The sequence below is a fragment of the Chlorobaculum sp. 24CR genome, assembly GCF_004118635.1.
In the GTDB taxonomy this organism is placed as follows: domain Bacteria; phylum Bacteroidota; class Chlorobiia; order Chlorobiales; family Chlorobiaceae; genus Chlorobaculum.
Genome location: NZ_SDGU01000033.1, coordinates 1 through 14,479, shown reverse-complemented (window position 1 = coordinate 14,479; position 14,479 = coordinate 1). Strand labels below are relative to the sequence as shown.

14 protein-coding genes, 2 tRNA genes and 1 pseudogene are annotated in these 14,479 nt (G+C 56.7%); 13 read left to right on the top strand and 4 right to left on the bottom strand.

Going from position 1 to position 14,479, the window contains the following annotated elements:
* Positions 1-7 precede the first annotated feature (7 nt).
* The gene (locus EST62_RS07465; protein WP_167599237.1) at positions 8-361 is read left to right on the top strand and encodes a response regulator; all 354 of its coding nucleotides are present in this window, start codon (positions 8-10) and stop codon (positions 359-361) included.
* Positions 362-446: 85 nt separating this feature from the next.
* Here the strand turns inward: EST62_RS07465 and EST62_RS07460 are convergent, their stop codons facing one another.
* Positions 447-641 (bottom strand): hypothetical protein, encoded by a 195-nt coding sequence (locus EST62_RS07460; protein WP_167599236.1) that lies wholly within the window; start codon positions 639-641, stop codon positions 447-449.
* Positions 642-1,004: 363 nt separating this feature from the next.
* On the opposite strand from EST62_RS07460, the gene EST62_RS07455 reads away from it, so the two are divergent.
* Positions 1,005-1,715, top strand: coding sequence for an SDR family oxidoreductase (locus tag EST62_RS07455; protein ID WP_129051475.1), 711 nt, complete (start codon positions 1,005-1,007; stop codon positions 1,713-1,715).
* 78 nt (positions 1,716-1,793) lie between these two features.
* On the opposite strand, the gene EST62_RS07450 is transcribed toward EST62_RS07455, so the two are convergent.
* The gene (locus EST62_RS07450; RefSeq protein ID WP_129051474.1) at positions 1,794-2,354 is read right to left on the bottom strand and encodes a Spy/CpxP family protein refolding chaperone; all 561 of its coding nucleotides are present in this window, start codon (positions 2,352-2,354) and stop codon (positions 1,794-1,796) included.
* Between the two features lie 187 nt (positions 2,355-2,541).
* The gene (locus EST62_RS07445) at positions 2,542-2,976 is read right to left on the bottom strand and encodes a hypothetical protein (RefSeq protein ID WP_167599235.1); all 435 of its coding nucleotides are present in this window, start codon (positions 2,974-2,976) and stop codon (positions 2,542-2,544) included.
* 395 nt (positions 2,977-3,371) lie between these two features.
* Here EST62_RS07445 and EST62_RS13645 point away from each other — a divergent pair, with 395 nt between their 5' ends.
* The 11 genes from EST62_RS13645 to EST62_RS13470 all read left to right on the top strand — a co-directional run bounded on the left by EST62_RS13645 (position 3,372) and on the right by EST62_RS13470 (position 13,995).
* Positions 3,372-3,605, top strand: a complete 234-nt coding sequence (locus EST62_RS13645; RefSeq protein WP_209019419.1) for a hypothetical protein — start codon at positions 3,372-3,374, stop codon at positions 3,603-3,605.
* Positions 3,589-4,233, top strand: a complete 645-nt coding sequence (gene tmk / locus EST62_RS07435; protein WP_129051473.1) for a dTMP kinase — start codon at positions 3,589-3,591, stop codon at positions 4,231-4,233. Before EST62_RS13645 ends, tmk begins: the two co-directional genes overlap by 17 nt.
* Positions 4,234-4,471: 238 nt before the next feature.
* Positions 4,472-5,734 (top strand): trehalose 6-phosphate synthase, encoded by a 1,263-nt coding sequence (locus tag EST62_RS07430; RefSeq protein ID WP_129051472.1) that lies wholly within the window; start codon positions 4,472-4,474, stop codon positions 5,732-5,734.
* Between the two features lie 40 nt (positions 5,735-5,774).
* Positions 5,775-8,948 carry a beta-phosphoglucomutase family hydrolase gene (locus EST62_RS07425; RefSeq protein WP_129051471.1) on the top strand — a complete coding sequence of 1,058 codons (3,174 nt, stop codon included), beginning with the start codon at positions 5,775-5,777 and terminating at the stop codon, positions 8,946-8,948.
* 113 nt (positions 8,949-9,061) lie between these two features.
* Complete coding sequence (queA, locus tag EST62_RS07420) at positions 9,062-10,102, top strand: tRNA preQ1(34) S-adenosylmethionine ribosyltransferase-isomerase QueA (RefSeq protein WP_129051470.1); 1,041 nt, start codon at positions 9,062-9,064, stop codon at positions 10,100-10,102.
* Positions 10,103-10,107: 5 nt separating this feature from the next.
* Positions 10,108-10,848 (top strand): 2-C-methyl-D-erythritol 4-phosphate cytidylyltransferase, encoded by a 741-nt coding sequence (locus EST62_RS07415; RefSeq protein WP_129051469.1) that lies wholly within the window; start codon positions 10,108-10,110, stop codon positions 10,846-10,848.
* A 54-nt stretch (positions 10,849-10,902) separates the two neighbouring features.
* Positions 10,903-10,979, top strand: a tRNA-Met gene (locus EST62_RS07410).
* Positions 10,980-11,025: 46 nt separating this feature from the next.
* A tRNA-Gly gene (locus tag EST62_RS07405) sits at positions 11,026-11,098 on the top strand.
* A gap of 61 nt (positions 11,099-11,159) precedes the next feature.
* The gene (locus EST62_RS07400; protein WP_129051468.1) at positions 11,160-11,612 is read left to right on the top strand and encodes a hotdog fold thioesterase; all 453 of its coding nucleotides are present in this window, start codon (positions 11,160-11,162) and stop codon (positions 11,610-11,612) included.
* 381 nt (positions 11,613-11,993) lie between these two features.
* Positions 11,994-13,397: a B12-binding domain-containing radical SAM protein gene (locus EST62_RS07395; RefSeq protein ID WP_129051467.1), complete on the top strand. Its 1,404-nt coding sequence runs from the start codon at positions 11,994-11,996 to the stop codon at positions 13,395-13,397.
* Positions 13,398-13,662: 265 nt separating this feature from the next.
* Entirely contained in the window at positions 13,663-13,995 is a 333-nt protein-coding gene (locus EST62_RS13470; RefSeq protein ID WP_167599234.1) for a hypothetical protein, read from the top strand.
* Here the strand turns inward: EST62_RS13470 and EST62_RS13780 are convergent.
* Positions 13,996-14,238 (bottom strand): annotated as a pseudogene (locus EST62_RS13780) (hypothetical protein); the annotation flags it as partial. It abuts the gene before it with no gap.
* Positions 14,239-14,479 lie beyond the last annotated feature (241 nt).

Below are 14,479 nucleotides of genomic sequence, written 5' to 3'. Positions count from 1 at the left end.
AACCATTTTGCTGGTCGAAGACGATGACAATGTCAGAGTGATGATTCAGGAGTTACTCTCCACGCATGACTACTTGCTTCTGACTGCCTCAAGCCCCATCCAGGCTCTCGGAATGATTAAACACCATTCCGGAATTATTGACCTGCTGATAACAGATATTATTATGCCTGGAATAAATGGAAAACAGCTTTCAGATGAATTGAGAAAACAATATCCCGAATTGCAAACCATATTTATATCCGGCTATAGCAATACTTTTTTCAATAAAAGTTTTCAGTTGCCGCCAAAATCTCACTTCACTCAAAAGCCTTTCTCGTTGAACGATTTCATGCTTCTTGTGCGCCAACTGCTTGAAGCATGAGAACGGTTGCCATAACAATGTCCTGCCTGCCCGTGTAGCAAGCAGGAATAACCTTACAAAGGTGACGAGACTCGCCCCGCGCTACTCACGCTTCGTGGTGATGCGGGGCGAGGATGATGGCAATCAGGGCAAACACGCTGAAAACGAATCCCGCCGCGAACCACGCAAACACAGGAGCGCCGCGATACCCCTTCTTCATCGAAACAATCGCGCACGCAATCGAGCAGACGATGCTGACAACAAGCACAAACAGCCAGCTTGCCGGATCCATCATAGCCATAGGGAACAACTGATTTTACGGGTTAAAGAAACGATGCCCGCAATCTAATGGAAAAACCGGGAATTTGACAGCATCGACAACGAATCATCCTCTCCGGAATCGTGACAGAAATCGAATGAACGTCCTCACGCAAAAAACGCTTTCGCCAATAGCCGCGACCCTTCAGCGACGGCCAGCGAAATTTTCAGAACTGGCGAGCCACGAGCCCGGCCATCAAATGCGCTCTTCGCCGAATGGAATACCCGCCTGCCGGAGCTGATAACGTGAGCGGGTTTGTCGCCGCGATTTTGCCCTGACAGCAAATTTCGCACTCATCGTATATTGCCCCCACGCACACTTCGTGAAACCATCAATCGCGCAATCATGACGACATCGGATAACGGAAGGGTTCTTCTCATCACGGGCGCATCGACCGGCATCGGGCGGGCGACGGCGATTCTGGCCGTGGCGGCTGGCTGGAAGGTCGTGGCGGCGGCACGGTCGGAACAGAAGCTGGCGGCGCTCGAAGCCGAGCTTGGCGCTGAACGAGCGATGGCCGTGCCGTGCGACGTCTCGGACTGGGGCCAGCAGGAGACGATGGTTCGGCAAGCTATCGAACGCTTCGGCAGGCTCGACGCGGTGTTCGCCAATGCGGCATTCTCGAAAGGGTCGTCGTTCATCGATGGAGAGCACAAGCCCGACGAGTGGCGCGACATGGTGATGACCAACCTCTTCGGCGCGGCGGCCACAGCGCGACTCACGCTGCCGGAGCTGGTCAAGACCAGAGGCCATTTTCTCGTCACCGGTTCGGTGCTGGGCCGCGTGACGTCGATCCGCAACCTCTACGCCGCGACCAAATGGGCCATCACCGGCATGGCGCAGGCGATCCGCAACGAGGTGGCAAGCTGTGGCGTGCGGGTAACGCTCATCGAACCAGGCATTGTCGATACGCCGTTCTGGGATGGGTTGCAGAAGCCCGCGGCGCCCGAACTGCTTCCGGAGGATGTGGCTCGCGGGGTGATGTACGCCCTTGGCCAGCCACCGCATGTGGACGTGAGTGAAATAATTATCAGGCCAACCGGGCAGGCGCACTGAAGCCGGGCAAAAAAAAGCGCAGCCGGAAAGGAGCTGATCCCGACTGCGCATCTTTCAGGTTTTGTTGCCTGTCAATTTTTATCCCTTCATCCGGGGATTTCCGCGGAAATGATCGCCGAACTGCGCCTTCATCTGAAGCAACTTGTCGATCTGCCGCGCATTGAGCACGGTCGCCAGTTTACGCAAGTGGCGGCTTTCGAGCTGCGCCAGACGCACATGCTCCCTGCCGATGCTCTGGGTAAGTCTGGCGATCCTGCGCTTGTCGGGCGACTGTTTGACCGATTCGAGCGCGACCTCGCGCTTCAGGCTCCGCAGCGACTGCCTGACTGGCCGACTCTCCTGGTAAAAGTCGCGCCGCAACTCGATCATCTTCGCCTCCTGGCTGTCGCTCAGGTCAAGCGACTGCCTGATTTTCTGCCTCATGTTCTGCCGCATATCCTGCCGCATATCCTGCCGCGCGAACCTCGCATCCGGGCCTCTTCCATAACCGGGGCGGTCATAAGCCGCGGAGCCATCGACCGGCCTCGCCGCACCTGGCTGCGCACATGGCGCGGACTGAGTGTTGTTGGCAGCAAAAGCTGTACCGGCGCTTCCCAAAAGCCCTGCAATGAGGGCCGTCACAAGTAAATTCTTTTTCATCTTTTTCTTTCGTTTGCGTTTCAATTCGAGGCACCTTGAATTCATCGAGCGGGATCCTTTTTCACCCCATAGGACGACGCAGGCAGATCGATCCATGCGTTTGTCCTGGATTTTTTTCGGGATGAAAAAGCGGCGATGAAAAGCCGGAAAGGAAAAAAGGAGGCGACGTCTGGCCCGCCTGCGGGTGTCAGATCATCTGGCGATGATATTCGAGTGACCAGCGATTTTTGGTCGAGTCGAGCAGGGTGATTTTGATGCCGAAGCCCTCCCTGACAAAGCTGATGATGTCGCGGTTGGCCCGGAAAGACGAGAAGTTCTCCTCGTCGCTGAACTTGTCGAAATAGTGGTTATAGACCTCATCACGGCCTCCCTGCGTTTCGAAGGTAACAATGACGACGTGATCGACGGTGGCGACATTCACCAGGCTTTTTTCACGATAGAGATCGATCCATGGCGGCATCTCTCTGAACGAAGAAGAGTGGCTGTTTTCGGAAGACGAGACAACCGCGCTGGTCAGGTCGGAGGGGCGCGAATGGGTCTTCTGGTCAGGCTGTCCGGCGCAACCGTTCAGGCTGCAACACACCACTACGGCAGCAGCCACAACGGCTCCTGTTCTGTTCATGACCGGTTTCCTTTCGCCCCTGAGGGTACGAGTTATTGTTCTGTTGAATGGCATCGGTTCAGTGTGGTGTTCTTCTTTGTGGCGGGAACATACATATTTTTTTAATAAACAAAGCGAGGCGTCAATCCGTTTGTAATAAAGGGCGCCTCGAAAAAGTGTGATGAGCTGCCTGAGTGCACGGCTGATGGAGAAGAGAAGCCGGAGCGTACACGAAGTACGTGAGGATTTCGATCACCACCCAATCCCGAAAGCTTTCGGGACAATGAGTTTTTAGAGGTGCCCTAAAATATACCGTACACTACTGCGCGGGTGCTCTTTTTTGCCGTTCATTGATTATTTTTCCCTGCTGCCAGGCAAGCCTCACCATTGTCACGTCAAACAAGCGCCGTCCGCCCATGCCAATCCAAAGCAGATATACCGCCCTCAACGGCGACCGCCACCGTTCTATCGACACTGGAGGCAATGCTCTCGTGATGCTGCTGCTTCACGGAATTTCGTCAACGCTCGACGATGACGACCCCTCCGTTCCCTTGCTTGCCAGAATATCCGAAACGCTTTTCCTCAGCCATCACGGAGTTCATTTTTCAGGAACCAGCATTGGTGTAAGTAGTTATGCTCATTACATTTGAAGGAATCGACGGGGCCGGAAAATCGACCCAGGTCATGAAACTCAAACGCCATCTCCAGGAGCGGGGCCGCGAAGTGCTGGCCCTGCGCGAGCCAGGCGGCACCCCGGTGGCCGAACAGATACGGGAGCTGCTGCTCGAAAGCCGCAACGACATCACCCCCGCAGGGGAGCTGCTGCTTTTTTCGGCAAGCCGCGCAGAGCTGGTGCAGCAAGTCATCCAGCCTGCGCTCGAACACGGCAGCGACGTAATACTCGACCGCTTTTACGACTCAACGACCGCCTATCAGGGCTACGGGCGCGGCCTTGACCTCGGAATGCTTGCCGAAATCAACCGGATCGCCTCGTGCGGCCTGGTGCCGGATATCACCTTCTATCTCGACCTCATGCCCGAAGACGCGCTCATGAGGAAATTCTCCGAAAAATCGCTGCCGCTGGCCTTCGAGTCCGAGGAACTCGACCGGATGGAAAATTCGGGACTCGACTTCTACCGGCGAGTGCGCGACGGATACCACAAGATCGGCGGCGAAAACCCGGAGCGCATCGTCATGATCGACGCCCTCCTCAGTCCGGCGGAAATCAACCGTAAAATCACAGAAAGCCTCGACGCGCTTTGTGCAAAAGCCCACTAAAAACAGCACTCCGGAACCAGAAACATAATTATGCTGTTTCATTGCTGATTGATACATCATGTTTATTTTAGTAGATTGCTGTTACTTTTTTTTGTAAATTTACGTTTCAAGTTCAGAGCGCCCTTAAACGGCGCCACATAATAATTCGAATGTTCGGCGGAGGGAACGCTACACTTCGAATGCGCTATGCGTTTTCCGCGTCGCTCCTCAGCACCATTCTTTCTTCAGCCGGCTTCTCATGCATACCACCATCGTCAATGAACGAAGTCTCCGCACCTGCAACTTTCCCATTACCTTGCAGGATATCAGAACCCTCAAGGAGCTGTACCGCCTCAAGGCCGAAACACGGGATCTGAGAGAGCCGATCGTCAAAAACATCATGAAGCAGCGGGTCGTTGGCAAGGGATGCCTCGAATCGCTGAAGAACGCGCTCTACTCCCTCGAAACTATCTACATCGACGACTATACCGGCCAGCGCCTTTTGCGACTCGACGGCATGAAGCAGATCGAGGTTGATCTGACCTACGAAATCCGCGAGTTGCAAAAGGACATTTACTACCTCGAATACGGCGAAGACCGCTTCATCGAGTATCTGGCGAAGTTCATTCCCGGCTTCACCGATTACGTCACCGAAGGGGTCGAAATGCTGCGCGGCAAAACCTTCAGCGCCTTTATCACCGACCGCGACGGCACCACCAACAACTACTGCGGCCGCTACCGTTCTTCGATCCAGCCGATCTACAACTCGGTCTTTTTGTCGCGCTTCTCGAAGAACTGCTGCCGCTATCCGATGATTATCACCTCGGCTCCACTCAAGGATTTCGGCATTCTGAATGTTTCGATCAACCCGGAGCACATCTTTGTCTATGCCGGATCGAAGGGGCGCGAGTTCATCGACATCGACGGCGATTTCCACAGCTTCCCCATCGAACCCGGCAAGCAGGAGCTGATACGGCTCCTCAACGAACGGATGCAGTTGCTCCTGCTCGATCCGTCGTTCGAGAAGTTCAACTTCATCGGCTCGGCCTTGCAGATCAAGTTCGGCCAAACCACCATCGCCCGGCAGGATATCACCCGCTCGGTCAACGAGGCCGAGTCGTCGGCCTTCCTTGAAAAGGTCAAGGGCCTCGTGCGCGACATTGATCCGGAGGGCAAAAACTTCCGGATCGAGGACACCGGCCTCGATGTCGAGATCATCCTGACCATCGATGTCGATCCCGAAACGGGCCTGATTCGTGATTTCGACAAGGGCGACGGCCTTGAGTTCATCTGTCACAAGCTCGATATTGACCATGCCGGCGAACCAGTGCTGGTCTGCGGCGACACTTCGTCCGATCTTCCGATGCTGAAAAAAGCGATGGAGATGTACGACGATGTCTGGGCTATCTTTGTGACCAGGGATGAAAAGCTGATGCGGCGCGTTCGGGAGCTTTGCCCGAAGAGCTATATGGTGCCCTACCCCGACATTCTCCTCACGATTCTTGGCTTGCTCTCGCTCTGAACGATACTTTCACCGATAATCCTCTAACTGTTTTCATGGAATGAGTATGAATTTCAAAGGCGTCATTTTCGATCTCGACGGAGTCATCACCGGCACGGCAAAAGTTCACAGCCTTGCCTGGGAGGCGATGTTCAACTCCTTTTTGCAGAACTACGCCGAGGTCAACAATGAACCGTATGTCCCTTTCGATCCGCATCAGGATTACCTGAAGTATGTGGACGGCAAGCCCCGTATGGAGGGCGTCAAAAGCTTCCTCGCTTCGAGGGATATTGAAATTCCGTACGGCGAACTCGACGACATTGCCGAAAAGGAGACTGTCTGCGGACTCGGCAATCGCAAAAACAGCCTCTTCACCGAAATCCTCATCAAGGAGGGCCCGGAGGTTTTCCAGAGTTCGGTGGAGTTCATCAAGGCGCTCAAGGCGCGCGGCATCCGGATCGGCATCGCCTCGTCGAGCCGTAACTGCCAGCTCATTCTCAGGCTCGCCGGGCTGGAAGAGCTTTTCGAAACCCGGGTTGATGGCGAAGTCTCCATCGAGCTGAAGCTGAAGGGCAAACCCAATCCCGATATTTTCACCACCGCGGCGGCCAACCTCGGCCTCGAACCTCACGACTGCGTCGTGGTGGAAGATGCCATCTCCGGCGTCCAGGCCGGGGCGAAGGGCAATTTCGGGCTGGTGCTCGGCATCGCGCGTGAAATCGAGGGCATCAAACTCAAGGAAGAGGGCGCCGACATCGTGGTGCGGGACCTCGGCGAAATCACCATCGGGGAGATCGAACAGTGGTTCGACCAGGGACTCGAACACGAGGGCTGGAACCTCCGCTACGACTCCTGGTCGCCAAGGAACGAGCGGCTCCGCGAGTCGCTGACCACCACGGGCAATGGCTACATGGGCGTACGCGGCGCGTTCGAGAGCGGCATGACCTCGACGCACCACTACCCCGGCACCTACCTGGCGGGCGTGTTCAACAAGTTGCCGTCGGAGGTGCATGGCCAGACCGTCTGGAACAACGACATGGTCAACGCGCCCAACTGGCTGCCCATCGAGTTCCGCATCGGCAACGGCGAGTTCATCGATCCGCTGGAGCAGAAAATTCTCAGTTACCGCCAGAATCTCGACATGCGCCACGGTGTGATGGAGCGGGAAATGGTGATACAGGACACCCTCGGCGACATCACCCGGATCAAAAGCAAGCGCTTTTGCAGCATGGACAACCCGCACATCGCCGCGATCCGCTACACCATCCAGCCGGTCAACTACTCGGCTGAACTCGAAATCCGCTCGACCATCGACGGACGGGTCAAAAACCTCGGCGTCCAGCGTTACAACAGCCTGTCGAACGACCACCTCGAACATGTCGATCATGGCCGCGCGGGAGAAAATGAGGGCGTCTTCCTCCACGTGCGCACGAGCCACTCGAAAACCGATATTGTCACTCACGCCAGAACGACGCTCCGCTGCGGCTACCACGGCAACCCGACGAGCGAGGGCGCTGTCACCAGCAGCCCGCGCCGGATCAGCGAGCACTTCCGCCTCCAGGTATCGGCTGAGAGGAGCTGCTCGGTGGACAAGGTGGTCTCGATCCACACCTCCCGCGACGCCGGTCATCTCGATCCGGTCGCTGCCGGGCGCGAGAGTGTCGCCTCGGCGGGCAGCTTCGACGAGTTGCTCGAACGCCATATCGCCGCCTGGGAAGCCATCTGGCAGAAATCCGACATGAAGATCAGCGGCGACCGCTTCACCCAGTTGGTGCTCCGCCTGCACATCTATCACCTCGTCTCGACCATTTCGCCGCACAACGCCACCATCGACGCCAGCATCGCCGCTCGCGGCCTGAGCGGCGAAGGGTACCGCGGCCACTACTTCTGGGACGAAATTTACATCATGCCGTTCTACATCCAGCACCTGCCGGAGATGGCCAAGGCGCTCCTGATGTACCGCTACCACCATCTCGACGCGGCTCGCGAGTACGCGCGCGACAACGGCTACCACGGCGCGATGTACCCCTGGCAGACCGCCGATGACGGGCGCGAGGAGACGCCGACCATCCACTACAATCCGAAAAGCGGCGCCTGGGATCCCGACCTGAGCTGCCGCCAGCGCCACGTCTCGATCGCGGTCTTCTACAACGCCTGGCGCTACGTGCATGACACCGGCGACACGGAGTTCCTGAACAACTGCGGCGCGGAGATGATGTTCGAGATCGCCCGCTTCTGGGCAAGCATCGCCACCTTCTCGCCGGAGAACGGACGCTACCACATCGAGGGCGTCATGGGGCCGGACGAGTTCCACGAGGAGCTTCCGGGTTCGGGCAAGCACGGAGTGAAAGACAACTCCTACACCAACATCATGACCGCCTGGCTGCTCGAAAAAGCGCTTGAAATCAGCCAGAAGCTCGACCCTGCGGTGATGGATGGCCTGATGGAAAAGATCGGTATAGGCCACGACGAGTTCATGCAGTGGCGCGACATGTCGGGCAAGATGAACGTGCTCATCGACCAGAACGGCATTCTTGAACAGTTCGACGGCTACATGAGCCTCAAGGAACTCGACTGGGAGCACTACAAACTCAAATACGGCAACATCCACCGGATGGACCGGATTCTGAAGGCCGAGAACGACTCGCCCGACCACTACAAGGTGGCCAAGCAGGCCGACGTCCTGATGACCTTCTACACGCTCGCCCCGGCGGAGGTGCAGGCCATTCTCGAAAAGCTCGGCTACCACGTGCCCGATCCGCTCCGGTTCGTGCGTGAAAACTACGCCTTCTACGAACCGCGCACCAGCCACGGCTCGACGTTGAGCAAGGTGGTGCACTCGATCATTTCGAGCTATCTGCACGACGGTCACGAAACCGCCTGGAACTGGTTTGTCGAAGCGCTCAAAAGCGACATTCACGACACGCAGGGCGGCACCACGCCGGAGGGCATCCACTGCGGCGTGATGGCCGGCACCATCGACACCGTCACCCGCTACTTCTCGGGCATTTCGTTCCAGAGCGAAATGCTGAACATCATGCCCAACTTCCCGACCCACTGGAAGAAAATCGAGACAAACCTCAGTTTCAAGGGCAGTTGGTACCGGATCGCGCTCACGCCCGAAAGCGCATCGGTCACGCTCTTTGAATCGGAAACCGCCGAACTTCCTGCAATCATCGCGGGCCGCTCCGTGACCCTGAAAAAAGGCGAGGAGCTGACCGTTCCGCTCGGTTGAACAAAAAGCGCCGGGAGGGAGTCATTTCCCTCCCGGTTTTGTTATTTCAACCTGAAACGCTATATAATCAAGTTTATACTTGCGGGCACTTCACCTTTGACCCATAACGACCCATGCGGCTCTCGAACTTCCGATACACTCTTCCCAAAACCCGAATCGCCGATCACCCCGAATCGCCCCGCGACGCCTGCAAGCTGATGGTGCTGAGCCGTCGAAAAAAAGAGATAGAGCACAAGGTCTTCACCGACATCGTCTCCTACTTCAAGAAAGGCGACCTCCTGGTGGTCAACAACAGCCGGGTCTTTCCGGCCAAGATTTTCGGGCAGAAGGAGAAAACCGACGCCAAGATCGAGGTATTCCTGCTCCGGGAGCTGAACAAGGAGGCCGGCCTCTGGGACGTGCTGGTCGATCCGGCCCGCAAGGTGCGTGTCGGCAACAAGATTTACTTCGAGGATGACGTCGTGGCCGAGGTGGTGGACAACACCACGTCGAGAGGCCGCACGATCCGCTTCCTCAATCCGGATATCGATGTGTTCAAAATGGTGGAGAAGATCGGCCACGTGCCGCTGCCGCCCTACTTCACCCGCAAGCCGAAGGAGGCCGACCGCACCGACTACCAGACCGTCTATGCCAACCAGACCGGCGCGGTGGTCGCCCCGATGGCCGGACTGCACTTCACGATGCCGCTGTTGCAACAGCTCCAGAAGATCGGCGTCAAGATTCTGCCCGTCACCCTGCACCCGAGCCTGAGCACCTTCAACGCCATCGAGGTCGAGGATGTCTCGAAGCACAAAATGGACTCCGAGTACTTCAACATTCCCTACCAGACGGCCATGGAGGTCAACGAGACCAAGATGAACAAGTCGGGCCGGGTGTTCGTCGTCGGCACCACCACCTGCCGCGCGCTCGAAGCCAACGCCACGGTCGAAGGCAAGATCAAGTTCGGTCAGGGGTGGACCGACAAGTTCATCTACCCGCCCTACAACTTCAAAGTCACCGACGCCCTCATCACCAACTTCCAGCAGCCCGAAACGACCTTGATGATGGTGGTCAGCGCCTTCGCCGATCACCGCCTGCTCATGGAGGCCTACAAAACAGGGCTCAAAAACAATTACCGGTTCCTGGCTTACGGGGACGCCATGCTTATCGTCTGAAGTCCATGAAAACCGTCGTCATCATCGCCGCCAGCGGCGTCGGCAAACGCATGAAGCTCGATGGGGGCCTCAGCAAGCAGATGCTTGAAATCGGAGGCCAGCCGGTCATCTGGCACGCCATGAAAGCCTTCCAGGAGGCCTCGACCGTCGAGTCGGTCTATATCGCCACCCTGCCCGACAGCATCCCGGTCTTCGATGAGATCGCCAAAGCGAACGGATTCACGAAAATCAAGGCCGTCATCCAGGGCGGCAAAGAGCGGCAGGACTCGATCGGCAACTGCATGAAGCTGGTCGAAGAACAGATCGAGCAAACGGGCGTCATGCCCGACGCGATCCTTGTGCACGACGGCGCGCGCCCCTTCATCCAGCCGGAAGAGATCGACGAAATCGCTAGGCTCTCGGCGATACACGGCGCATGTGTGCCCGCCACGAAGCCGAAGGACACCATCAAGTATGTCGGCTGCAATCCGGAGATTTTCGGCGAAACGCTCGACCGCAGCCGCCTGCTCCAGGTGCAGACGCCGCAGGGATTCGCGCCCGAAAAGCTCATCGAAGCCCACCGGCTCGCCGCCGAGGAAGAGTGGTACGCCACCGACGACGCCGCCCTCGTGGAGCGCTATTTCCCGCAGCAAGCAATCCGCATCTATGAAACCGGCTACCACAACATCAAGATCACCACGCCCGAAGATGTCTTCATCGGCGAGGCAATCCTGGCCGGACTGAAAGCGAGAAAATCGAAAAATTAATTACTGCGGCCACTTGCTTTTAGAATGGCAACGCCGTATATTAGTGGCCATTATGGTGAGGTAGCTCAGTTGGTTAGAGCACAGGATTCATAACCCTGAGGTCGAGGGTTCAACTCCCTCTCTCACCACCAGAACAGCACCCGCTTGACCAACCGGCAAGCGGGATGCTTCGAACAAGCGGGTGTAACTCAGTTGGTAGAGTGTTTGCTTCCCAAGCAAAATGTCGCGAGTTCGAATCTCGTCACCCGCTCTCCGGCAAGCCCGGAAAATCTCCGATTCGCCTCTCCTCTCCAGCCCAACCATTGCTTTCCATGGCACAGGATTCGATTTTCACCGTTCCGGTCACGCCCGAAGAGATCAATGAAACGCAGATCGTCGAAGGTCAGATGGCCCGCCACCTCGGCATCGAAATGACGGCGGTCGGCGCTGACTTCATGACGGCACGAATGCCCGTCGATCACCGCACCATCCAGCGCATCGGTATTTTGCACGGCGGCGCGTCGCTCGCGCTCGCGGAGACTGTCGGCAGCATCGCGGCCTCGTACTGCGTGGATCGCGACAAACAGTTCATCGTCGGCCAGGAGATCAACGCCAACCACCTCCGCGCCGTGCCGGCGGGCGAAGGCGTCGCCGTGCACGCCACCGCCACGCCGCTGCACCTCGGACGCGCCTCGCAGGTCTGGGACATCAGGATTCGCGACGACCAGGGCCGCCTGGTCTGCGTCAGCCGCTTCACCGCCGCCGTGCTCGAAAAGCGAGGGTAAGATGTCGATTTCAAGGGCGCGAAAACGCTCACACAGCCCCGGCTTTCCATATTCAGCGGGGGTTCAACCCTGCGGACATTCATCCCTTTTTACATTCATGTTGCCCCGGCTTTCAAACCGGGGTAAGAGTTCATCACAAAAAATCCGGGCTTCAGCCCCACCTCTTGTAACCTTGCCTCCCACCTGTCATTGCGAGGAGCGCAGCGACGCGGCAATCCACGAGATAACCATCTATCCGCGAACCAGACTGCAACGCTTGCGACGCCCTGATTTTTACATCCTGATCGACCCGCTGATTTTCAAGGCTTAACGGGGTTTTCAGGGAATTTTTCATACCTTGTGATTTCATTTTGTAGTCATTTCCATTTATCCTCGACAGGCATGCTGGCAGACGATCTTCAGACCGCCGAATCCGCTTCCCTCACCAACGGCGCAGCTCCAACTCTCGAAAAACTCGCCGCCGAACAGAAAAGCAGAAAGAAATGGCTGCTGGTCCAGCCCAGGAGCCAGACCAGCATGATGGTCGATTCCGGCACGGTAAGCATGCCGCTGAACCTCATCATGGTCGCCACGCTGGCCAGCAAGTACTTCGATGTCACTTTCCTCGACGAGCGCACCGGCGACACGATTCCACAGGATTTTTCGGGCTACGACGTGGTAGCCATCACCTCGCGCACGCTCAACGCCAAAAACGCCTACAGCATCGCCGACCGCGCCAAGGCGCAGGGCAAGATCGTGCTGCTCGGCGGCGTACACCCGACCATGCTGCAAGAAGAGGCTTCGTCACACTGCACCAGCGTCATTTACGGAGAAATCGAATCGATCTGGGAAGCGCTGGCCGCCGATATTTTCCGGGGCAAAATGAAGAGCGCGTACAAAGCCAGCGAGCTGAAGCCGATGACCGCCATGACGCCGCCCGACTTCAGCTTCGCCCTCAACTCGCCGCACGCCAAAAAATACAGCCAGCTCATTCCGATTCTGGCCACCAAAGGGTGCCCGGTCGGATGCAGCTTCTGCACCACGCCGACGGTCTATGGCAAGAGCTTCCGCTACCGCGAAATGGATCTGGTGCTCAACGAGATGCGCGCCCATCAGGATCGGCTCGGCAAGAAGCTCGTGCGCTTCTCGTTCATGGACGACAACATCAGCTTTCGCCCGCAATACTTCACCGACCTGCTCGAAGGCATGGCCACGCTTGGCGTACGCTGGAACGCCAACATCTCGATGAACTTCCTGCACAAGCCGGAGGTGGCCGAAATCGCCGGACGTTCGGGCTGCGACCTCATGAGCATCGGCTTCGAGTCGCTCAACCCCGACATTCTCAAGAGCATGAACAAAGGCTCGAACCGTCTGCAAAATTACGCGAACGTCGTCAGCAACCTGCACAAGCACAAAATCGCCATCCAGGGTTACTTCATGTTCGGCTTCGACGACGACAACGAAAAAAGCTTCCAGGCCACCTACGACTTCATCATGGAGAACCGCATCGAGTTCCCGGTCTTTTCGCTGGTAACGCCCTTCCCCGGTACCCCCTATTTCGAGGAGATGAAAGATCGGGTGCGCCACCTCGACTGGGACAAGTACGACACCTACCACTTCATGTTCGAGCCGAAAAAGCTCGGAGGCGAAAAGCTGCTCGAAAACTTCATCAAGCTCCAGCGCGAAGTCTATAAAGGCAGCGCCATCATGAAGCGAATGCAGGGCAAGCCACTCAACTGGGTCTGGTTCGTCAACTTCCTCATGAACCGCTTCACCCGCAAACTCACGCCGGAGATTTACCTCTGAGGCACTGAAGAAGCAAGCGGCTGCGTTGCGCTGCCGAATCAGAAAGAGAAAATCCCACAAGACCGGTAGTCCTGTGGGATTTTCTCTTTCTGTCCCCTGCTATTTTTGATCCGTTTGCGAGAGAGCATCTACGAAATCAAAAACACCTGCCCGCCTGAAAAATCAATCAACGAATGAGAACAACGAAAAACCGGTTATCGGAAACACTCCCAGCGTGGCCGTTCGTCATTGATTATTTCAACTATCAACGAGGTCCTCTTTCACCATGATCGCCCCTGCGGTCATCCCGACGATCACGACGGTCGTCTCGACGATCACCCCTCTGGTCTCGGCGATCATCACGGCGGTCATCACGACGATCCATACGGTGATCACGGCGGTCGTCTCGGCGATCCATGCGACGATCAAAGCGGTCATCCCGGCGATCCATGCGACGATCAAAGCGGTCGTCACGACGATCTCTGAAGCGATTCGGATGCACTCGCCGGTAATGAACATCCCGGTACCTTCTTATGTCATTCCACTGGTGCCGTCTGATTCTGTAGGGAAGCCGATGACGGTCAACGATCACCCAACGCCCATGACGATAATGGCTTGAACGGTACCAGTAGCCGTTGTAGTACAGGTAGTAGAACCCGCCGTAGTTGATAATGTCGTACGGCCCGCCATACGAAATGGAGTAACCAAGATTCGGTACATAAAAAAAGTCTGGATTATAACCAACCACAAAGCCGGGGCCTCCTGCGTTGACGTGTACGCCAACTTCCGCAAGGGCTTGGTCAGTGGGATTGAAAAACAGCAATCCGGATGCCAGGGTTGCCAGCAAGAGATGTTTTCTCATAATAGCTCCAGTTGCAGCTTTTTTATGTACAAACAAAAAAGCAGGGTGTTGGAAAAAGGAGTACAGGAAAGGGACTTACATACTGGAAGTGGTTATGCCGAATGACAATAAAATACCTAAACGCCAGCATCTCTGATTTTAGTTCCTCTCTATGCTTTCTTGTCTGACTTTCGAGAGATCGGCGCAGCACTTGATTTACACTTGGGGGCGGGCGGAGTTGGCGGGGGGCGTGGGGTGTGGG